Raw genomic sequence first — 20,892 nt, forward strand, 5'->3', positions numbered from 1 at the left:
CATGAAACGACTTCTTGCAATCGGTCTGCTGGTGTTAGGCATCAACGTGCAGGCGCAGGCGATCACCTTAAACGAAGCACGTGCGCAGGGGCTGGTCGGCGAAACCCTGAGCGGCTACATTGCGCCGCTGCGCCAGGATAAGCAGACGCTGGCGTTGGTCAATGAGATCAATGCAGCCCGCACAGAAAGTTATCAGAAGCTGGCAGACAGCAATAATCTTCCGGTCGATGAAGTGGCGAAAATGGCCGGACAGAAGCTGGTGGCCCGCGCACAGCCGGGGGAATATGTGAAGGGGATTAACGGGAAGTGGCTGAAAAAGTGATCAGCGATAGCGCTTGCGGTACTCGCCCGGTGAGACACCAAAACGTTGTTTGAACGCCGTTGAAAAATGGCTATGGTCGGCAAAACCCCAGCTGTAGCCAATTCCCGCCAGTTTTTCATCATCACCCGTGGCGCGTAACACTTGCGCGCACAGGTCCAGCCGCCGGTTTTTGATGTACTGCGCCACCACCAGGCCTTTATCGGCAAACATGCGATACAGGCTGCGCACGGACATGCCGCTCTCGGTGGCGATCCACTCCGGGCGCAAAGCTTCCGACTGAATGTGCGAATCAATCAGCGTCAGCACATTCTGGAACTGACGTTCTTTACGCGGCGGTGCGGATTCTCGCTGTTGAAAAGCAGGGCGCAGTAAACACACCATTGCCTCCAGCGCCGCTTCGCTTTCCAGATCGCTCAGATGGGCGTTATCCATGCTCTCCTGCAACAGCCGATAGCTCAGTTGCACCGTCGGCAGGTTGCGCGACAGCTTGAGCGCGCAGCTGACTTCCTGAAAGCGACACTGCTGTTCCAGAATCTGGCGTGGGAGTAAAAGAGAAATCTGGCGTGATTTATCGTGCCAATAAATCGAACAGGGGCGTGAAGCATCGATAAGCGTAATGTCACCCGCTTCAATCACCGTTTGCCTGTCGTCCTGTTCCAGCGTCGCATTGCCTTCGAGCTGAAATACGGTGTAGAACCAGGCGTCGTTGCTGCCTTTGATCTCATGACGAGTGCGAAAGAGATTAACGCCTGCGGCAGTGACAGTGCTGAGCTTCATACTTCTGGCGTAGCTGGTTTCCAGTTCGCCAAGAAACGGACCTGCCAGCGGACGCGCGGCAAAGCTGCCACACACCTGGTTAATTTGCGCCAGCCACTGTTGATATTTTTCCTGCTCGCTTGCACACGCCATCGTTCATCTCGCTGCACTGTCAATGTTTTTGCATTGTTGCATTTGTGTTGCATTTTGTCAGGGGTCTGGGCTGACTATAGGAAAGAACACTCGCTGATAACAGTGTTATAAGGCGGAATTATCTTTATTTGCGGGGGCTGTCACAGGTGGCAAAGCGAATGTCACACAGATAAAAGCGTATCTGGCAAAGCGATCTTAGACTGCGTTAACACCCTGCGAATAATAATGAAGGAGCACCCCATGTCTTAGACACAGACCGCCATTCTGCCGAGCGTGCAGCAGTTTTTAGACCGCCAACATGGCCTGTGGATTGAGGGCCGTCAGTCCGCTTCTGAAAGTGAAAAACGCCTGAATATCTTCAACCCGGCCACGGGTGAAATGATTGCCTCTACGGCAGATGCAAGCGTGAGCGATGTGGATCGCGCGGTAATGTCCGGCTGGCGTGCGTTTGTCTCCCGCAGCTGGGCGGGGAAACTGCCTGCCGAGCGTGAACGTATTTTGCTGCGTTTTGCCGATCTGGTTGAGCAGAACACGGAAGAACTCGCACAGCTCGAAACTCTGGAGCAGGGTAAATCAATTAATATTTCTCGCGCTTTTGAAGTGGGCTGCACGCTGAACTGGATGCGCTACACCGCCGGGCTGACCACCAAAATTGCCGGGAAAACCCTGGACCTCTCCATTCCGATGCCACAGGGCGCGCGCTATCAGGCGTGGACCCGTAAAGAGCCGGTTGGCGTGGTCGCCGGTATTGTGCCGTGGAACTTCCCGCTGCTGATCGGCATGTGGAAAGTGATGCCAGCGCTGGCCGCGGGCTGTTCCATTGTGATTAAACCGTCCGAAACCACGCCGCTGACGCTGCTGCGCGTGGCTGAGCTGGCAAGCGAAGCGGGCGTTCCTGATGGTGTATTTAACGTCGTCACCGGCAGCGGTGCAGTGTGCGGCGCGGCATTGACCTCGCATCCGCATATCGCCAAGGTCAGTTTTACCGGGTCAACCGCGACCGGCAAACAGATTGCGCGCGTCGCTGCCGATACGCTAACGGGCGTGACGCTGGAGCTGGGCGGTAAAAATCCGGCGATCGTGCTGAAAGATGCCGATCCGGCGTGGGTGGTGGAAGGGCTGATGACCGGCAGTTTCCTCAATCAGGGGCAGGTGTGTGCCGCAAGTTCGCGCATTTACATCGAAGCGCCGCTTTTCGATACTCTGGTGAGTCACTTTGAGCAAGCGGTGAAATCCCTGAGCGTCGGGCCAGGCATGTCGCCGACGGCGCACATCAACCCGCTCGTCTCCCGCGCCCACTGCGACAAAGTGCAAAGCTTCCTCAACGAAGCGCAATCCCGCAACGCCGAGCTGATTCCCGGCAACAGCGGCCCGGACAAGCAGGGCTACTACGTTGCGCCTACGCTGGTGGTCAACCCGGATGCCAGCCTGCGCCTGACCCGCGAAGAGGTATTTGGCCCGGTGGTGAATCTGGTGCGCGTGTCTGATGGTGAAGAGGCGTTACATCTGGCGAACGATACGGAATACGGCCTGACGGCCAGCGTCTGGACGCAAAATATCAGTAAAGCGCTGGAGTATACGGACCGACTTCAGGCCGGTACCGTATGGGTGAATAGCCATACGCTGATCGACGCCAACCTGCCGTTCGGCGGCATGAAACAGTCCGGCACCGGGCGAGATTTCGGCCCGGACTGGCTGGACGGCTGGTGCGAAACCAAGTCGGTGTGTGTGCGGTACTAGTTGTTTTTGCCGGATGGCGGCTTTGCCTTATCCGGCCTACACATTCGGCTCCCTCTCCCTGCGGGAGAGGGTTGGGGTGAGTGCATCAAACCGCAAAAGCTTCAACGTGACCAACGATTGCGCCCACCTTCCTTTGCCCGATACAACGCCGCATCCGCCTGCGCCACCATCTCGTCGGCGGTTAATCCCGCCGTCATTCCTGCAATGCCCATACTGGCGGTGACGTATTCGCTCACCTTTGACGCCTTATGCACAATCGCGGCCTGGCGTAAATTCGCCTGAATGCGCTGCGCCACCTGATCGGCCGCATCGGGCGGGCAATCAAACAGGATCAACAAAAACTCCTCGCCGCCGTAGCGCGATACCAGATCTTCCGGCGTGCGCACCGACGCTTTCAGCGCCTGCGCCACCCGCACCAGACACTCATCGCCCGCCTGATGCCCGTAAGCGTCGTTGTAAAGCTTGAAGTAATCCACATCAAGCATCAGAAGCGTGAAGGATTTTCCCTGGCTCACGGCGCGTTCCAGCACGTTTTCCATCTCACGCCGGTTGGCAGTTTCGGTCAGCGGGTCCTGATGCGCCAGGGCGTCGAGACGAGCGATCAGCAGCTGGTTTTGCTGGTTGCGCTGCCAGGCTTCGTCGAACCAGCGCAGAAGAATAAAACGCCCGCAAATCAGGATCAGCGTAAAGACAATCCACACCGCCGCGAAGCGCATATTTAACCCGTGATTGAGCACCACGCTGGCGATCGGCAGGGTAAACCACAGCGGGAGCACGCTGGAGAGCAATCCCACGGGATAGAAATAGAGCGCGGTGACGGCGGTCAATAACAGAATGGTGCACAGGGGCCAGGCATGCGGAAGTTGCCAGTCAACGATAAACCAGTAGCAGCACAGCGCCCACAGCAGCCCTGAGGTGAACAGCACCAGGCTAATCCCGGTAATATGCCGCCAGCTCATGACAATCAGCGCCGCCGACAGGGCGATTACCCCGAGCATTGCAGCATCGACCAGGGACGAAATCTGCTGCCCGGATACATGGGCGGGGTCGAAATTGTGTACCAGCGTGTTACGCAGCAAAATCATCAGCGCAAAGCTGACGTGCACGAACGCCAGCCACGGCATGTTGATGGTCAGACCGCGAGAGACCATCGCCTGGCGGGTCGGCCATGAGGTCAGTTCAGAAGAGAAAGGGTGACGTTTTTCCATACATTCACTGTGTTAGAAGAAGAGAGCCGGCAGGCAGGCCGCTCAACGGCCTGCCTGCCGGAAAGGTTACGGTGTCACAATGTTGAACCAGAATTCAAACTTATCCATATAGCCCAGCATCTGATCCAGTTTAGCGCCATCACCGGTCACTTTCACGTCGCCGCTGTCCTGTGCCTGTTTCAGCGTCACTTCTTTGAGGATGATTTTATTCAGCGTGTCGCGGTTGAGTGCAATGGTCGTGTCCGCGTCTTTTGCTTCGGTATTGGCCGTGTGGTTAAGCACGCCGTTTTCCAGCTCGAGCTTGTATTTTCCGCCGTCGCTGCCGAGATCGATGTTAAACACGGACTTCGCATCCCCGGCTTTTTCCCCGTTGATATGCACCGCCAGATAGTCGAAGAACATCTCTGGCGTCATGGCGCGCACGGTATCCGGGCTGGCGGTGTTCGGCGTTGGCAGTTTCTGCACGCCATTGCGTAACTCCTGCGCGCCGGTCAGATAGAAATTACGCCACGGGCCAGATTCTGCCTGATAACCGAGCTGTTCCAGTGCATCGGCCTCCAGATTGCGCGCCGCCTGGTTATTCGGATCGGCAAACACCACTTTGCTGACCACCTGCGCCACCCAGCGATAGTTCCCCTGGTCAAAGTCGGTTTTAGCTTTCTGCAAAATCGCATCGGCACCGCCCATGTACTCGACAAATTTCTTCGCGCCTTCTTCTGGCGGCAGTTCGTCGAGCGTTGCCGGGTTGCCGTCAAACCAGCCGAGATAAAGCACGTAGGTGGCTTTCACGTCATGGCTGACGGAACCGTAGTAGCCGCGGTTTGCCCAGGTGTGGGCCAGCGAATCAGGCAGTTTGAAGTTGGCGGCGATTTCGTCGCGCGTCAGCCCCTCGTTGGCCATGCGCAGGGTCTGGTCGTTGATGTAACGATAGAGGTCACGCTGGCTTTTCAGCAGCTTGACCACGTTGTCATTGCCCCAGGTCGGCCAGTGGTGCTGGGCCATGATGATCTCGGCTTTGTCACCCCAGCGGACAATCGCCTCGTTGATGTATTTTGACCACGGCAGCGGCTCGCGGATTTTGGCCCCGCGCAGAGAGTAGGTGTTGTGCAGGGTATGGGTGACATCCTCAGCAGATTCGATCAGTTTTTTCTCTTCGATATACCACAGCATTTCCGACGGCGCTTCCGAACCCGGTGCCAGCATGAAGTCATAGGTCAGGCCATCGATCACCTCTTTCTGGCCGTCTTTTTCAATGATATTGGTCGGAGCGATCAGCGTGACGTTCCCGGCAGAGGTGGTGGTTCCCAGCCCGGCACCCACCTGACCTTTGGCGTCGGGTTTCAGCAAGTTACCGTACATATAGCTGGCGCGGCGGCTCATCACGTTACCGGCCATGATGTTTTCTGCGACGGCGGCTTCCATAAATCCGGCGGGTGCATAAATCTTCACTTTGCCCGCTTTCACATCCGCTTCATCCACCACGCCGCGCACGCCGCCGTAATGGTCCACGTGGCTGTGGGTATAAATCACGGCTACCACCGGTTTTTGACCGCGATTTTTAAAATAGAGATCCATCCCGACTTTCGCTGTTTCAGCAGAGACCAGCGGGTCAACGACGGTGACGCCTTCTTTACCTTCAATAATCGTCATATTCGACAGATCGAGATTACGGATCTGATACACCCCATCGGTGACTTCAAATAAACCGCTGATATTAATCAGCTGCGCCTGACGCCATAAACTGGGGTTGACGGAATCCGGCGCTTTATCGCCTTCTTTAATAAAGGCGTATTGCTGTGGATTCCAGACCACATTCCCTTGTTCCCCTTTAATCACGTCCTGAGGGATCGGGGCGATAAAGCCTTTGTGGGCATCGGTAAAATCGGTGTTGTCGTCAAACGGGAGCTGGCTGTAGAGGGCGTTATTGGCCTGTTGGGTGGCGGCAGTGGCGTCCTTAGGCGCTTCTGCCGCTAGGGCGTTCGGGCTGAAGGAAATAAACAGTCCCGCCAGTGCGAGGCTGGTGGCTATGGCGTTCAATCTCATTCTAAAACCTCTCAGAAGTAAGTACGACGTTGCGTGTGAAACTTCGTGTCCTGGCTGAAAAATGGTTCAAGAGATGAAAATAATGCGGGGAGGCATGACTAACTATAATCGGGCTAACTCATTCGGCAAGTGAATGAAATAAACAGGCCGGGGAGTTCCCGGCCTTGGTAATTACTTCTCGTCCTTCTTCTTGCCAAGCGTTGGCGTCTCGTCGAAGAAGTTCCACGGTTTGAGCAGGGTGTGGACCCACTCTGTTGGCATAATCGGCCACTCTTCGGCGCGCGCCACGTGGGTGGTCCCGGTGGTCATCCACACCACATCATCCTGATTATCAATGGATTCGTTATCCTTACTGTACTTGCCCAGACCGCTGTCGTGAATCGAACGGTTCGGGAATTTGCCTTCCGGATACATCTCGTTCGGATGGTAGCGCGTCACCCACAGTTGTTTATCCATAAAGCTCAGGCGATGGTAAATCCATTCGTCCGGGGCGAATTTCGCACCGGTGGCGACCGGATGAGTGCCGCCCGCATAAGGGATAATCTGGTACGACACCGGGTTGCCCATGCGGTTCTCTTTGCTGGTATTACTCAGCAGTCGAATGGTGCCTGGGTCAAACTTCTGCGCGGCCTGCTGTTCGGTATCGATGTTGTACTGATTGATCTGCATGGTACTGGTGCGCGGGCCACCGGCGGTGTTGGGTTTCACTTCCGGGTCCATCGCCACCAGACGGTTGTTGGTGCCATCCACGTCCATATCCAGACGGAAGTTGTAGATATGCTGGTGGGTGGTCCCGACGATGTTGTGATCGATCAGGGTGCCGTATTTGGTGTCGTCTTTGGCGCTCGGGTCGTGCATGGTTTTCGCCTGCACGCCTTTCACCGCTTCGATGCCAGTTGCCCCCGCATCGATGCCGATGGTGCCGTTTTCGTGGAAAATCCAGTCAAAGATATAGTCGTAGTTACCGACGGTACTGACCCAGCGTACCACCAGTTCGCGGCGCTCGGTGCTGACGTTCGGCTGGCCCATCTCCTGATGTTTATATTCCGGCCCGGCGTAGCGTTCAAAGACGGCAATCGCGCGCGGGATCTCCATCGGCGCACCGGTGTAATCCGGAATGGTTTCGTTGAGCATCACCGCGTTCGACGGCGCGTCTTTGCCGCGCACCAGCGGCGAGGTCAGGGTGCCCATGCCATAGTCACCGGAATCAAGATAGGCTTTAAAGTACCAGCCCACGTCCGGGTCGCCGTACGGCACAATCATCCCGCCGAGTGAACCCTGATACATCACCTGGCGTTTTTTGCCGTTATCGTTGTAGGTCACGGTGGAGATAATCGGCCCGACGCGAGAATCGAGGCTCAGGTGGAAGTCCCAGTTCTGCCAGTGGATCATGTCGCCGGTGATAGTGTAGTTCTTACCTTCTGGCTCACTGATTTCCAGCGGTTTTTTCACCGGAGCAATGCGGTCGCGACCATCATACGGACGGGCGAGCATGGGCACAGGAACCACCGGGCCTTCTTCAATTTTGATGATTTTTTTCTGTTCAAGATCGACGACCGCCACCAGGTTTTCAATCGGGTGCGCCCAGTAGTTGCCGTCGCCGGTATCCAGATAGCTGACCACTTTCAGCAGGCGATCTTCCTGTTTCAAACCGTCTTTACCGTCAAAATAGCCGACGGTGAGCGGGGTGCCAATCACTTTCTTAGGATCGGTCACGCCGTGTTTTTTCAGCGCCTCGGCGTATTCCGGGCTCGCCATGATGATCTGCTGCACGGAGGTGAAATCATCCAGCAGGACCATGCCGTGAGCGTCGTTGACTGGCGTCCAGCTCACGACTTTTTTGTCCTTCAGGTCAACCACGCTTTCGATAACGTGTTTGCCATCGAGCATGGTGACGTTCGCCTGGCGCGGGCTATCAACCACCGTGCCGTTCAGCACGAAATCCCACACTTTGGCCTTTTCAGGTTCCGCCAGCGCGATCTGGGTAAAACGGGTATTGGGTTTAAAATCCGCCGAGGTTTTGACGATCTCGACGGCTTGTTTAATTTCGTCTGCGGTCAACGCGTTCAGCGGGTGCGGGTGCTTCTCCACCTGGAAGGTCTGATCAAGCCCCGACTGGAACACATCATTGATGAAGGTGTCGGAGATAAACGCTTTTTTACCTTTCATCACCACCGGCACCTGCAGTGTGAGCGGTTTGCCGTTGACGATGGCGGTTTTCGCGCCCGGTTTGACCTTCACAAAGGCACCGTCTTTGGTGAGAGTAAACATCTGAGCGTAATCGTCCCACTGCACATCAGCGCCAAAGTCAGCAAGTGTCTTGTCCATTGGAACCATATGCGCTTCGCCGCCGTGGGCGAAAACCGGTGACTGCCAGGAGCATAACAACGCGACTGCCACGGCCAGTGCCGTTTTACGGGCAGAAAAAGAAGAAGGGCTTCCCATCGTTGACCTCATAATTATTGTGTTATACCCGTCATACTTCGAGTTGCATGTGCGTTGGCTGCGCCTGCTCACCCCAGTCACTTACTAGAGTAAGTGACTGGGGATTCTCAAGCTTGCCGCCTTCCTGCAACTCGAATTATTTAGGGTATATTGAGTGTTGTGCAGCCTTATCCTGGCAGGAGCGGGCGCAAACTGTTTGCCTGCACCTGCCAGGCGTTTTGTCATGTTTGCCAAATTAAAAACCGGGAAGGGACCTTCCCGGTAAAAAGAACGGATCAGTCGGTGAAATCGCCCTGCTGGCGAGCCACGAGCGTCAGAATGGAGTACAGCGCGACGGGCTGCTGGTGCTGATTGAACACTTCAACCGCCCATTCGACCACGCCAGTCGGTTTCTCTTCTGCCGTGCGCTGTTTCTTGAGGGTTTTACGCTTGCAGGTCAGACGTACCTGGATGGTATCGCCCGGTTTCACTGGCTCGATAAAGCGCAAGTTTTCCATGCCGTAGTTGGCGATCACCGGTCCGACGCCTGCATCAACAAACAGGCCAGCGGCGGCAGAAATCACAAAGTAACCGTGGACCACGCGCTCACCGAAGATCGACTCCGCTGCGCCAATTTTGTCCATGTGGGCGTAGAAATGATCCCCGCTCAGGCAGGCAAAATTAACGATATCCGCTTCGGTCATGGTGCGACGCGGAGTCAGCAGGCTGTCGCCCGGCTGCAACTCTTCGAAGTATTTGCGGAACGGATGAATGCGGTCCTCTTGCACCTGCGCGCCACGTACCCACTGCTGGCTGATGGCGGCCAGCATCGACGGGCTGCCCTGGATCGCGGTGCGTTGCAGATAGTGTTTCACCGCGCGCAAACCGCCCAGCTCTTCACCACCGCCTGCTCGACCCGGACCGCCGTGAACCAGCTGCGGCAGCGGGGAGCCGTGGCCGGTAGACTCTTTTGCTGACTCTTCGTTGAGGATCTGAATACGCCCGTGGGCACGCGCCGCGCCGGAAATAAACTGCCGGGCGATACGCGAATCAGCGGTGACCAGCGTACCCGCCAGGCTACCTTCACCGGCGCGCACCAGGGTCATAGCATGTTCCGCGTCGCGATACGGCATCAGCGTGGCGACCGGGCCAAAGGCTTCGGTAGCATGAACGGCAGGGGACTCGTCCGGGTGCGGGCAGAACAGCAGCGTCGGCGGGAAGAATGCCCCGGCGGCCTGCAGATCGGCTTTGCCACCGAGGCGAATCTGGCAGCCCGCCTCGACCAGCAGATCCACTTTTTCCTGCACGTCGGCACGCTGTTCGGCGTTGACCAGCGCCCCCATTTTGACGCCTTCCTGCGCCGGATTGCCGACCACCACTTTCTCAAGACGCGCAATCAGCGCCTGGCTCACCGCCTCAATTTGCCCCTGCGGGACGATGATGCGGCGAATGGCAGTACATTTTTGTCCGGCTTTGGCGGTCATCTCCCGCACCACTTCACGGATAAACAGGGCAAACTCCGGCTGTTCCGGGGTCACATCTTCGCCGAGCACGCAGCAGTTCAGGGAATCCGCTTCCATCGTGAACGGAATGGATTTGCCGACGATATTTGGGTGGACGCGCAGCATCTGGCCGGTGGAGGCGGAGCCGGTAAAGGTCACCACGTCCTGACTGTCGAGATGATTGAGCAGGTCGCCCGCACCGCCGCAGATCAGGCTGATCGCACCCTCCGGCACCAGACCGCTATCGACGATGGATTTCACCATCGCCTGCGTCACCTGCGCGGTAGCCGTCGCCGGCTTGATGATCGCAGGCATCCCGGCAAGCCAGGTCGGGGCCAGTTTTTCCAGCATCCCCCAGCAGGGGAAGTTAAAGGCGTTGATATGCACCGCCACGCCGGATTTGGAGGTCAGTACGTGTCGCGCGGCAAAGCCGCCTTCTTTCGACAGCGGGATCAACTCGTCTTCCGGCCACAGAGTGTCGTCCGGCAATTCACGGCTACCGAGGCTGGCGTAGGTAAACATTGTGCCGATACCGCCTTCGATATCCACCCAGCTGTCCGCGCGGGTCGCGCCGGTTTCTGCCGACAGGGCGTAAAACTGCTCTTTCTGGCTCAGCAGATGTTTGGCGACCGCTTTCAGCATTGCCGCGCGCTCGATAAAGGTCATGGCGTGAAGTGATTCACCCCCGCGTTCGATGGCGAAGCGACGCGCCGCCGCCATATCCAGGCCTTCACTGGTCACTTCCCACAGGGCTTCGCCGCTGATGGCGTGATGAATGTTGCGCTCGCGGCCCCGGCCAGACTGCCAGATGCCGGATAAGAAGCTGGCTAACTGCTGCATCTTTCTCTCCAAGTGTTACGTAATTTCACTATAGATAGTTTGATTATGAATCATAAAAAGCAAGCAATGTTTTAATGATTTGTTAACAATGTGATCTTGTCAGATGAATCACGCTGTACGCATTGCCCGTTATGAGCGGCCTTGTGTAAAAGCCTTGCGAGCGGCATCACAAAATAGACAAACAATCCTTGGGGTTATATTTAACCTTTGTGTAACTTTTATGAAACGAAGTGATTCATCATTAAACGATGATTAACGATTTAACGAATCATAAAGGTGACGACGTGACGGAAGAACAACGCTTTGAGCAGCGCATCGCACAGGAGACAGCCATCGAGCCGCAAGACTGGATGCCTGACGCCTACCGCAAAACCCTGATCCGCCAGATTGGTCAGCATGCGCACTCCGAAATTGTCGGCATGCTGCCGGAAGGTAACTGGATCACCCGCGCCCCGACGCTGCGTCGCAAAGCGATTCTGCTGGCGAAGGTGCAGGACGAAGCAGGGCACGGGCTCTATCTCTACAGCGCGGCGGAAACCCTGGGCTGCGCGCGGGAAGACATCTACCAGAAGATGCTCGACGGCAAGATGAAATACTCCTCGATCTTCAACTACCCGACCCTGAGCTGGGCCGATATCGGTGTGATTGGTTGGCTGGTGGATGGCGCGGCCATCGTTAACCAGGTGGCGCTATGCCGCACCTCTTACGGGCCGTATGCCCGCGCAATGGTGAAAATCTGTAAAGAAGAGAGCTTCCATCAGCGCCAGGGTTTTGAAGCCTGCATGGTGTTGGCGCAGGGCAGCGAATCTCAGCGTCAGATGTTGCAGGACGCCATCAACCGTTTCTGGTGGCCAGCCCTGATGATGTTCGGGCCGAACGACGACAACTCCCCGAACAGCGCCCGCAGCCTCGCGTGGAAAATCAAACGTTTTGGCAATGACGAACTGCGTCAGCGCTTCGTCGACAACACCGTTTCGCAGGTCGAAATGCTGGGCATGACCGTCCCGGATGCAGATCTGCATTTCGACGAAGAGAGCGGTCACTACCGTTTCGGCGAAATCGACTGGCAGGAATTTGAAGAAGTGATTAACGGGCGCGGCGTGTGCAACCACGAACGCCTTGCCGCGAAAAACAGAGCCTGGGAAGAAGGGGCGTGGGTGCGCGAAGCCGCACTGGCGCACGCAGAAAAACAACACGCCCGCACCGCCGCGTAAGAGGAATTAACATGAGCAATGTCTACTGGCCGTTATATGAAGTCTTTGTCCGCAGCAAACAGGGGTTATCCCACCGTCACGTCGGCAGCCTGCACGCCGCCGACGACCGCATGGCGCTGGAAAACGCGCGTGATGCCTACACCCGCCGCAGCGAAGGCTGTTCGATCTGGGTGGTGAAGGCGAGCGAAATCGTCGCCTCGCAGCCGGAAGAACGCGGCGAATTTTTCGACCCGGCGGAGAGTAAGGTTTACCGCCATCCGACGTTTTACACCATCCCTGATGGCATCGAGCACATGTGAGGATGGCTATGAAACCGACTACCCAATATGCCCTGCGCCTGGGCGATAACTGTCTGATCCTCTCCCAGCGTCTCGGGGCGTGGTGCGGCCATGCACCGGAGCTGGAGATCGACCTGGCGCTGGCCAATATCGGCCTCGATCTGCTCGGGCAGGCGCGCAATTTCTTAACCTACGCCGCCGAACTGGAAGGCAGCGGCGACGAAGACACGCTGGCCTTTGGTCGCGACGAGCGCCAGTTCTGCAACCTGCTGCTGGTGGAACAGCCGAACGGCAACTTCGCCGACACCCTGGTGCGTCAGTATTTCATCGACGCCTGGCACGTGGCGCTCTTTACCCGTCTGACCCAAAGCCGCGATGCGCAAATTGCGGCAATTGCCGCGAAAGCGATCAAAGAAGCACGCTATCACCTGCGCTTTAGCCGTGGCTGGCTGGAGCGTCTGGGCAACGGCACCGACGTTTCTGCGCAGAAAATGCAGCAGGCGATTGACTCCTTGTGGCGCTTCACCGCCGAACTGTTCGAGGCCGACGCGCTGGAACAACAGCTGATCGCCGAAGGTATCGCCGTTGACCCGCGCGAACTGCGTGCCGAGTGGGAAGCGGAAGTGTTTGCCGGGTTTGAACAGGCCTGCCTCCAGGTCCCGCAAGAAGCGGCGTACCGCACTGGCGGCAAAAAAGGGCTGCACACCGAACATCTGGGACCGATGCTGGCGGAGATGCAATACCTCCAGCGCATGTATCCTGGTCAGCAGTGGTAAGAGGAGGTCGCTATGCAACGTCTCGCTGAGATCGCCCCGGCGGAAATCCCGCAAATCTGGTCCCTGTTAAGCCAGATCCCGGACCCGGAAGTGCCGGTGCTCACCATCACCGATTTGGGCATGGTGCGCAGCGTTTCTGCCCAGGCGGGCGGCTGGGTGATTGGCTTTACGCCGACGTATTCCGGCTGTCCGGCGACGGAGCATCTGCTGGGGGCCATTCGCGAGACGATGACCGCCCACGGGTTTACGCCGGTGCATATCGTCCTCCAGCTCGACCCGGCCTGGACCACCGACTGGATGACCGACGACGCCCGCACACGGCTGCGTGAATACGGTATCAGTCCGCCGGTCGGCCACAGCTGTCACGCCCACGTGCCTGCTGAAGTGGCCTGTCCGCGCTGCGCGAGCACCGACACGTCGGTTATCAGTGAATTTGGTTCGACGGCCTGCAAAGCGCTCTATCGCTGCAACGCCTGCCGTGAACCTTTCGACTATTTCAAATGTATCTGAGGTTGCCATGACAACGTTTCATTCCTTAACGGTGGCAAAAGTGGAACCCGAAACCCGCGATGCGGTGACCATTACCTTCGCGGTTCCACAGACTTTGCAGGACGCTTATCGTTTTCGTCCCGGCCAGCATCTGACGCTGAAAGCGCGTCTGGCGGGAGAAGAGTTACGCCGCTGTTATTCCATCTGCCGTAGTGTGACGCCGGGCGAAATTAGCGTGGCGGTGAAAGCCATCGACGGCGGGCGTTTCTCCCGCTATGCCCGCGATGAGATCAAACAAGGTATGGCGCTGGAGGTTATGGTGCCGCAGGGCCACTTCGGTTATCAGCCGCAGGCTGAACGCGCCGGGCGCTATCTGGCGATCGCCGCCGGGTCCGGCATTACGCCGATGCTGGCGATTGTCTCCAGCACGCTGCTGGTCGAGCCGGATAGCCACTTTACGCTTATCTACGGCAACCGCAGCAGCCAGAGCATGATGTTCCGCCAGGCGCTGGCAGATCTGAAAGATAAATACCCGCAGCGTCTGCAACTGGTGAATATTTTCAGCCAGGAGACGCTCGACAGCGACCTGCTGCACGGGCGTATCGACGGCGAAAAACTGCATCAGCTGGGGAAAACCCTGATTGATTTCAGCCTGTTTGAGGAAGCCTTTATCTGCGGCCCGTCGGCGATGATGGACGACGCCGAACTGGCGCTGAAAGCGCTGGGAATGCCGGAAAAAACCATTCATCTGGAGCGCTTTAACACGCCAGGCAGCGGCGTGAAACGCGCCTCGACAGTGCATGCGCAGGGGCAAAAAGTTACCGTGCGTCAGGACGGGCGTGACCGTGAAATCACGCTCACCGCCGACGACGAAAGCATTCTCGACGCGGCGCTGCGTCAGGGGGCAGACCTGCCGTACGCCTGCAAGGGCGGCGTCTGCGCCACCTGTAAATGCAAAGTGCTGCGCGGGAAAGTGGATATGGCGACCAACTACAGCCTCGAGCCGGACGAACTGGCGGCGGGTTACGTATTGAGCTGCCAGGCGCTGCCGCTCACCGCTGATGTGGTGGTCGACTTTGACGCAAAGGGGATGGCATGAGCGAGCTGATTGTTACCCGTCATGGCCGCGTGCTGCTTCTGACGCTGAATCGTCCGGCGGCGCGCAACGCTCTCAACAACGCGCTGCTGACGCAAATCTCGGAAGCACTGGAAAATGCCGCGCAGGACGGCGAGATCTCCGCCTGTGTCATTTATGGCAACGAGCGCTGCTTTGCCGCCGGGGCCGATCTCAATGAGATGGCGGAGAAAGATCTTCCCGCCACCCTGAACGACATTCGCCCGCAGCTGTGGGCGCGCATCAATAACTTCAACAAGCCGCTGATCGCCGCTGTAAACGGCTATGCGCTGGGCGCGGGCTGCGAACTGGCGCTTTTATGTGACGTGGTGATTGCTGGCGACAACGCCCGGTTTGGGTTGCCGGAAATCACGCTGGGCATTATGCCGGGCGCGGGCGGAACTCAGCGTTTGATTCGCAGTGTCGGTAAATCTCTCGCCAGCAAAATGGTGCTGACGGGCGAAAGCATTACCGCGCAGCAGGCGCAAGCGGCGGGGCTGGTGAGCGACGTGTTCCCGACGTATCTGGTGCTGGAATATGCCCTGAAACAGGCTGCGCTGATGGCGCGCCATTCGCCGCTGGCGTTGCAGGCCGCGAAACAAGCGCTGCGCCAGTCGCAGGAAGTGCCTTTGCAGGCCGGTCTGATGCAGGAGCGCCAGCTGTTTACGCAGCTGTCTGCCACGGAAGACAGGCGGGAAGGCATCGCCGCTTTCTTACAAAAACGCACCCCCGACTTTAAAGGACGCTAATTGTGGAATTTATTCTGAGTCATGTTGAGCAGGGCGTGATGACCATTACGCTGAACCGCCCGGGGCGTCTGAACAGCTTTAACGATGTGATGCACCAGCAGCTTTCCGAGTGCCTGAAACAGGCCGAGCGGGATGACACCATCCGCTGCCTGCTGATCACCGGAGCCGGGCGCGGTTTTTGCGCCGGTCAGGATCTGAATGACCGCAACGTTGACCCGAACGGCCCCGCGCCGGATCTGGGCTATTCCGTGGAAACCTTTTACAACCCGCTGGTGCGCCGTCTGGCGAAACTGCCGAAACCAGTCATTGCCGCCGTCAACGGCGTGGCGGCTGGCGCTGGTGCGACATTAGCGTTGGGCTGCGACATGGTGATCGCCGCCCGCTCAGTGAATTTCATGATGGCCTTCAGCAAGCTGGGTCTGGTGCCTGACTGCGGCGGCACCTGGCTGTTGCCGCGCGTCGCCGGACGGGCGCGGGCAATGGGACTGGCGCTACTGGGGGATAAACTCAGCGCCGAACAGGCCCACGCCTGGGGGATGATCTGGCAGGTGGTCGATGACGAAGAGTTGTCTTCCACGGCGCAAAAACTGGCTATCCATTTTGCCTCTCAACCGACCTTTGGTTTAGGTCTTATCAAACAGGCAATGAACGCCGCCGAAACCAATACGCTCGATGAACAGCTCGACCTGGAGCGCGATTACCAGCGTATGGCCGGGCGCAGCGACGACTACCGCGAGGGCGTTAGCGCATTCCTCGCTAAACGCACGCCGAACTTCACGGGGAAATGAGATGACGATGAGAATTCACACCGTCGCCGTGATTGGCAGCGGCACGATGGGCGCCGGGATCGCGGAAGTAGCTGCCAGCAGCGGACATCAGGTGCTGGTGTACGACATCGCCTCTGACGTGGTGGCCCGCGCCATCGACGGGATTCGTGCACGGCTGGAATCCCGCGTGGCACGCGGAAAACTGACCGCTGAAGCCTTTGAGAAGATCGTCGCGCGTCTGCTGCCAGTCAATGATATTCATGCCCTTGCCGCCGCCGATCTGGTGATTGAAGCGGCCTCCGAACGCCTCGACGTGAAAAAAGCGCTGTTCAAACAGCTGGGCGAAATCTGCCCCCCGCAGACGCTGCTCACCAGTAACACGTCGTCGATTTCGATAACGGCGGTGGCTGCTGACGTGCGCCATCCGGAACGCGTCGCAGGGCTGCATTTCTTTAACCCGGCGCCGGTGATGAAACTGGTTGAAGTGGTCAGCGGACTGGCGACCTCCAGCGAAGTGGCCGATCAGCTGTGCGAGCTGGCGCTGAACTGGGGCAAACAGCCGGTGCGCTGCCAGTCCACACCGGGATTTATCGTCAACCGCGTCGCGCGTCCGTTCTACTCTGAAGCCTGGCGTGCGCTGGAAGAAAACGTGGCCCCGGCGCAGGACATCGACGCCGCGTTGCGCGAAGGCGGCGGTTTCCCGATGGGGCCGCTGGAGCTGACGGACTTGATTGGTCAGGATGTTAACTTCGCCGTGACCTGCTCGGTGTTTAACGCATTCTGGCAGGAGCGCCGCTTCCTGCCGTCGCTGGTCCAGCAGGAGCTGGTACTCGGCGGACGCCTGGGCAAGAAAACCGGGCAGGGCGTATACGACTGGCATGGCGAACGTCCTGCTGCGCAGTGGCTTGCCCCGGTCGGAGCGACCTTCAGCCCGGTAACAGCGCAAAAAAGAAGTGACGGTGTCACGGAGCTGGATGAGGTGCTACTGGTAGAAACCACAGGCGAAACCGCGCAAAGTCTCGCTCTGCGCCTCAATCGCCCGGTGGTGGTGGTCGACAGAATGGACGGTGACGTTGTAGTGATCGCGACGGCCGCCAGCAACCCACACTCTGCCACGCAAAAAGCGATTTATCACCTGCAGCAGCAGGGGAAACGCGTCCTGCACATGACGGATTATCCCGGCCTGCTAATCTGGCGCACCGTGGCGATGATTATCAACGAAGCGCTGGATGCCCTGCAAAAAGGGGTCGCCAGCGAACAGGATATCGATACCGCCCTGCGCCTGGGCGTGAACTATCCCGTTGGGCCGATTGCCTGGGGTGAACGTCTGGGATGGCAACGCCTGTTAATTCTACTGGAAAACCTGCAACGTCATTACGGCGAAGAGCGCTATCGCCCGTGTTCACTGCTGCGCCAGCGTGCGCTTGTGGAGAGTAGCTATGAGTCATAACGCCTGGCACAACGCCCGCGCCATGTATGAAAACGACGCCTGCGCGCAGGCGCTTGGGATCGATATTGTAGAGATGGACGAGGGGTACGCGGTGGTGACGATGACCATCACCCCACAGATGCTCAACGGTCACAAAACCTGCCACGGTGGACAGCTGTTCTCTCTGGCTGATACGGCTTTCGCCTACGCCTGTAACAGCCAGGGGCTGGCGGCTGTGGCCTCGGCATGCACCATTGATTTTCTGCGCCCTGGCTTTGCGGGAGACAAGCTGACCGCCAGCGCTCGCGTAAAACATCAGGGCAAACTGACCGGCGTGTACGACATCGAAATAACTAACCAACAACAAAAAACAGTCGCCTTGTTTCGCGGTAAATCGCACCGCATTGGTGGCAGTGTGACAGGAGAAGCCTGATGCGTGATGCATTTATCTGTGATGGTGTTCGTACCCCGGTGGGGCGTTATGGCGGTGCATTGTCTGGTGTACGCGCCGACGATCTGGCGGCTGTGCCGCTGCGTGCGCTGCTGGCGCGCTATCCGCACCTGGACGCTGAACGTATTGACGATGTGATCTTCGGCTGTGCAAATCAGGCCGGAGAAGACAACCGTAACGTGGCGCGTATGGCGGCGCTGCTGGCCGGATTCCCGCAGACGGTGTCTGGCACCACCATCAATCGTTTGTGCGGTTCCGGACTTGACGCCGTTGGTTTTGCCGCGCGAGCAATCAAAGCAGGCGATGCTGATCTGCTGATCGCCGGTGGCGTGGAATCCATGTCCCGTGCGCCGTTCGTGATGGGCAAAGCGACCACGCCGTTCCAGCGTCAGGCAGAGATGTTTGATACCACCATTGGCTGGCGATTTGTGAATCCGCTCATGCATCAGCAATACGGAACTGACAGCATGCCCGAAACGGCAGAGAATGTAGCTGAATTGTTAAATATCAGCCGTGCCGATCAGGATGCCTTCGCGCTGCGCAGTCAGCAGCGGACGGCGATTGCCCAGCAGAACGGGATTCTGGCGCAGGAAATCGTGCCGGTGAGCGTCGCGGGTAAAAAGGGCGCGATTACCGAAGTGCTGATCGATGAACATCCGCGTGGAGATACCACGCTTGAGCAGCTCTCCGCCCTGAAAACCCCATTCCGTAAAAACGGCGTGGTGACGGCGGGCAACGCCTCTGGCGTGAACGACGGCGCGGCGGCGCTGATTATCGCCAGCGAAGCGATGGCGCATCAGCAGGGATTAACCCCGCGAGCGCGTATCGTGGCGATGGCCAGCGCGGGCGTGGAACCACGACTGATGGGGCTTGGCCCGGTTCCGGCAACACGCAAAGTGCTGGAGCGCGCGGGTCTGAGCATTAACGATATGGACGTGATTGAGCTCAACGAAGCTTTTGCGTCACAGGCACTGGGCGTGCTGCGCCAGCTCGGGTTAGCGGATGATGCCGCGCATGTGAACCCGAACGGCGGCGCGATAGCCCTGGGCCATCCGCTGGGGATGAGCGGTGCACGACTGGTGCTGGCGGCCAGCAATGAATTGCATCGACGCAACGGGCGCTACGCGCTTTGTACGATGTGCATCGGTGTGGGCCAGGGCATTGCCCTGATCCTGGAGCGTGTTTGAGCAAAACTACCTGCGAGTACCCTACAAAATGACAACGACAACAACACAACTTGATGCAATTGAAACTGCCTCCGTGGACGAATTACAGGCGCTGCAAACCGAACGCCTGAAGTGGACGCTGAAGCATGCTTACAACAATGTGCCAATGTACAAACGCAAATTTGACGCAGCGGGCGTGCATCCTGACGATTTCAAAGAGTTAAGCGATCTCAATAAATTCCCGTGCACCACCAAACAGGATCTGCGGGATAACTATCCGTTCGATACCTTCGCGGTGCCGATGGAGCAGGTGGTGCGCATTCATGCGTCCTCCGGCACGACGGGTAAACCGACGGTGGTCGGCTACACGCAAAACGATATCGACAACTGGGCCAATATTGTCGCCCGTTCTCTGCGCGCCGCCGGCGGCACGCGCAAGGATAAAATTCACGTGGCTTATGGCTACGGACTCTTTACCGGCGGGCTGGGCGCGCATTACGGCGCCGAGCGTTTAGGGGCGACGGTGATCCCGATGTCCGGTGGCCAGACCGAGAAGCAGGCGCAGCTGATCCGCGATTTCCAGCCGGATATGATCATGGTGACGCCGTCCTACTGCCTTAACCTGATTGAAGAGCTGGAGCGCCAGATGGGCGGCGACGCCAGCCAATGTTCCCTGCGCGTCGGCGTCTTTGGCGCGGAGCCCTGGACCCTGGCGATGCGCCATGAGATCGAGCGTCGCCTGGGGATCACCGCCCTGGATATTTACGGCCTGTCTGAAGTGATGGGACCGGGCGTGGCGATGGAGTGCATCGAAACCGCCGACGGCCCGACCATCTGGGAAGATCATTTCTATCCAGAAATCGTCAATCCGAACGACGGCACGCCGCTGGCCGACGGTCAGCAGGGCGAACTGCTGTTCACCACGCTCACCAAAGAGGCGTTGCCGGTTATCCGCTATCGCACCCGCGACCTGACGCGTCTCCTGCCAGGCACTGCGCGCACCATGCGCCGCATGGACCGTATCAGTGGACGCAGCGATGACATGCTGATCATTCGCGGCGTGAACGTTTTCCCGTCCCAGCTGGAAGAGGAGATTGTTAAGTTTGAGCATCTGTCGCCGCATTACCAGCTGGAAGTGAACCGCCGCGGCCATCTTGATTCACTTTCAGTGAAAGTGGAGCTGAAAGAGAGCAGCCTGGTGCTGAGCCACGAACAGCGCTGCCAGGTATGTCATCAGTTGCGTCATCGTATTAAGTCAATGGTCGGGATCTCCACCGACGTGACAATCGTCAACTGCGGCAGCATTCCGCGCTCTGAAGGCAAGGCGTGTCGGGTGTTTGATCTGCGCAAGGTGGCGGCGAACGGGTAGGTAGGGTGCGGTTTTTGCCCCTCACCCCGGCCCTCTCCCCAGGGGAGAGGGAGAAAACCGGACAGTTCCCTCTCCCTTTGGGAGAGGGTTAGGGTGAGGGAG

The 20,892-nt window shown here is 58.1% G+C and carries 18 protein-coding genes; 13 read left to right on the top strand and 5 right to left on the bottom strand.

From position 1 onward, the window contains the following. The first annotated feature begins 1 nt into the window (after position 1). Positions 2-322, top strand: a complete 321-nt coding sequence (locus JBO43_RS00870) for a YdbL family probable chaperone protein (protein ID WP_095281937.1) — start codon at positions 2-4, stop codon at positions 320-322. Here the strand turns inward: JBO43_RS00870 and feaR are convergent, their stop codons facing one another. Continuing rightward, positions 323-1,231: a transcriptional regulator FeaR gene (gene feaR / locus JBO43_RS00875; protein ID WP_202673502.1), complete on the bottom strand. Its 909-nt coding sequence runs from the start codon at positions 1,229-1,231 to the stop codon at positions 323-325. 261 nt (positions 1,232-1,492) lie between these two features. Here feaR and JBO43_RS00880 point away from each other — a divergent pair, with 261 nt between their 5' ends. After that, entirely contained in the window at positions 1,493-2,971 is a 1,479-nt protein-coding gene (locus JBO43_RS00880; RefSeq protein ID WP_202673933.1) for an aldehyde dehydrogenase family protein, read from the top strand. A gap of 101 nt (positions 2,972-3,072) precedes the next feature. Here the strand turns inward: JBO43_RS00880 and JBO43_RS00885 are convergent, their stop codons facing one another. From JBO43_RS00885 to paaZ, 4 genes are all read right to left on the bottom strand, one after another. Next, entirely contained in the window at positions 3,073-4,179 is a 1,107-nt protein-coding gene (locus JBO43_RS00885; RefSeq protein ID WP_202673503.1) for a GGDEF domain-containing protein, read from the bottom strand. A 66-nt stretch (positions 4,180-4,245) separates the two neighbouring features. After that, entirely contained in the window at positions 4,246-6,222 is a 1,977-nt protein-coding gene (locus JBO43_RS00890) for an alkyl/aryl-sulfatase (RefSeq protein WP_202673504.1), read from the bottom strand. A gap of 171 nt (positions 6,223-6,393) precedes the next feature. After that, a complete protein-coding gene (tynA, locus tag JBO43_RS00895) occupies positions 6,394-8,667 on the bottom strand; it encodes a primary-amine oxidase (RefSeq protein ID WP_202673505.1) in 2,274 nt (757 codons plus the stop codon). 275 nt (positions 8,668-8,942) lie between these two features. Next, positions 8,943-10,988, bottom strand: coding sequence for a phenylacetic acid degradation bifunctional protein PaaZ (gene paaZ / locus JBO43_RS00900; RefSeq protein WP_202673506.1), 2,046 nt, complete (start codon positions 10,986-10,988; stop codon positions 8,943-8,945). Positions 10,989-11,272: 284 nt separating this feature from the next. On the opposite strand from paaZ, the gene paaA reads away from it, so the two are divergent. Genes paaA through paaK form a run of 11 tightly spaced genes read left to right on the top strand, consistent with a single transcriptional unit; the run spans position 11,273 to position 20,790 of the window. After that, positions 11,273-12,202 carry a 1,2-phenylacetyl-CoA epoxidase subunit PaaA gene (gene paaA, locus JBO43_RS00905; RefSeq protein ID WP_233210382.1) on the top strand — a complete coding sequence of 310 codons (930 nt, stop codon included), beginning with the start codon at positions 11,273-11,275 and terminating at the stop codon, positions 12,200-12,202. Between the two features lie 11 nt (positions 12,203-12,213). After that, entirely contained in the window at positions 12,214-12,501 is a 288-nt protein-coding gene (gene paaB / locus JBO43_RS00910) for a 1,2-phenylacetyl-CoA epoxidase subunit PaaB (protein WP_008502380.1), read from the top strand. Positions 12,502-12,509: 8 nt separating this feature from the next. Then, complete coding sequence (gene paaC / locus JBO43_RS00915; protein ID WP_202673507.1) at positions 12,510-13,256, top strand: 1,2-phenylacetyl-CoA epoxidase subunit PaaC; 747 nt, start codon at positions 12,510-12,512, stop codon at positions 13,254-13,256. Positions 13,257-13,268: 12 nt separating this feature from the next. Further along, entirely contained in the window at positions 13,269-13,766 is a 498-nt protein-coding gene (gene paaD / locus JBO43_RS00920; protein WP_095281946.1) for a 1,2-phenylacetyl-CoA epoxidase subunit PaaD, read from the top strand. Positions 13,767-13,773: 7 nt separating this feature from the next. Further along, positions 13,774-14,844 carry a 1,2-phenylacetyl-CoA epoxidase subunit PaaE gene (gene paaE, locus JBO43_RS00925; protein ID WP_202673508.1) on the top strand — a complete coding sequence of 357 codons (1,071 nt, stop codon included), beginning with the start codon at positions 13,774-13,776 and terminating at the stop codon, positions 14,842-14,844. Next, complete coding sequence (gene paaF / locus JBO43_RS00930) at positions 14,841-15,608, top strand: 2,3-dehydroadipyl-CoA hydratase PaaF (protein ID WP_202673509.1); 768 nt, start codon at positions 14,841-14,843, stop codon at positions 15,606-15,608. Before paaE ends, paaF begins: the two co-directional genes overlap by 4 nt. Further along, positions 15,608-16,396 (top strand): 2-(1,2-epoxy-1,2-dihydrophenyl)acetyl-CoA isomerase PaaG, encoded by a 789-nt coding sequence (paaG, locus tag JBO43_RS00935; protein ID WP_202673934.1) that lies wholly within the window; start codon positions 15,608-15,610, stop codon positions 16,394-16,396. The genes paaF and paaG overlap by 1 nt, the downstream gene beginning before the upstream one ends. A 1-nt stretch (position 16,397) precedes the next feature. Then, positions 16,398-17,825 (top strand): 3-hydroxyacyl-CoA dehydrogenase PaaH, encoded by a 1,428-nt coding sequence (gene paaH, locus JBO43_RS00940; RefSeq protein ID WP_202673510.1) that lies wholly within the window; start codon positions 16,398-16,400, stop codon positions 17,823-17,825. Beyond that, a complete protein-coding gene (paaI, locus tag JBO43_RS00945) occupies positions 17,815-18,237 on the top strand; it encodes a hydroxyphenylacetyl-CoA thioesterase PaaI (protein WP_095281951.1) in 423 nt (140 codons plus the stop codon). Before paaH ends, paaI begins: the two co-directional genes overlap by 11 nt. Further along, a complete protein-coding gene (pcaF, locus tag JBO43_RS00950; protein WP_103946319.1) occupies positions 18,237-19,442 on the top strand; it encodes a 3-oxoadipyl-CoA thiolase in 1,206 nt (401 codons plus the stop codon). The genes paaI and pcaF overlap by 1 nt, the downstream gene beginning before the upstream one ends. Positions 19,443-19,470: 28 nt before the next feature. Next, positions 19,471-20,790, top strand: a complete 1,320-nt coding sequence (paaK, locus tag JBO43_RS00955; RefSeq protein WP_095284264.1) for a phenylacetate--CoA ligase PaaK — start codon at positions 19,471-19,473, stop codon at positions 20,788-20,790. Positions 20,791-20,892: the final 102 nt, after the last annotated feature.

Source organism: Lelliottia jeotgali (genome assembly GCF_016771845.1).
Classification (GTDB): Bacteria; Pseudomonadota; Gammaproteobacteria; order Enterobacterales; family Enterobacteriaceae; genus Enterobacter; species Enterobacter jeotgali.

Excerpts from the sequence above, each read along its gene's own strand:
- paaK (WP_095284264.1), top strand. The coding sequence starts at position 19,471 with ATGACAACGACAACAACACAACTTGATGCAATTGAAACTGCCTCCGTG.
- paaH (WP_202673510.1), top strand. The coding sequence starts at position 16,398 with ATGACGATGAGAATTCACACCGTCGCCGTGATTGGCAGCGGCACGATG.
- tynA (WP_202673505.1), bottom strand. The coding sequence starts at position 8,667 with ATGGGAAGCCCTTCTTCTTTTTCTGCCCGTAAAACGGCACTGGCCGTG.
- JBO43_RS00885 (WP_202673503.1), bottom strand. The coding sequence starts at position 4,179 with ATGGAAAAACGTCACCCTTTCTCTTCTGAACTGACCTCATGGCCGACC.
- JBO43_RS00870 (WP_095281937.1), top strand. The coding sequence starts at position 2 with ATGAAACGACTTCTTGCAATCGGTCTGCTGGTGTTAGGCATCAACGTG.
- pcaF (WP_103946319.1), top strand. The coding sequence starts at position 18,237 with ATGCGTGATGCATTTATCTGTGATGGTGTTCGTACCCCGGTGGGGCGT.
- paaD (WP_095281946.1), top strand. The coding sequence starts at position 13,269 with ATGCAACGTCTCGCTGAGATCGCCCCGGCGGAAATCCCGCAAATCTGG.
- JBO43_RS00890 (WP_202673504.1), bottom strand. The coding sequence starts at position 6,222 with ATGAGATTGAACGCCATAGCCACCAGCCTCGCACTGGCGGGACTGTTT.
- paaI (WP_095281951.1), top strand. The coding sequence starts at position 17,815 with ATGAGTCATAACGCCTGGCACAACGCCCGCGCCATGTATGAAAACGAC.
- paaF (WP_202673509.1), top strand. The coding sequence starts at position 14,841 with ATGAGCGAGCTGATTGTTACCCGTCATGGCCGCGTGCTGCTTCTGACG.
- paaC (WP_202673507.1), top strand. The coding sequence starts at position 12,510 with ATGAAACCGACTACCCAATATGCCCTGCGCCTGGGCGATAACTGTCTG.
- paaZ (WP_202673506.1), bottom strand. The coding sequence starts at position 10,988 with ATGCAGCAGTTAGCCAGCTTCTTATCCGGCATCTGGCAGTCTGGCCGG.
- feaR (WP_202673502.1), bottom strand. The coding sequence starts at position 1,231 with ATGGCGTGTGCAAGCGAGCAGGAAAAATATCAACAGTGGCTGGCGCAA.
- paaB (WP_008502380.1), top strand. The coding sequence starts at position 12,214 with ATGAGCAATGTCTACTGGCCGTTATATGAAGTCTTTGTCCGCAGCAAA.
- paaE (WP_202673508.1), top strand. The coding sequence starts at position 13,774 with ATGACAACGTTTCATTCCTTAACGGTGGCAAAAGTGGAACCCGAAACC.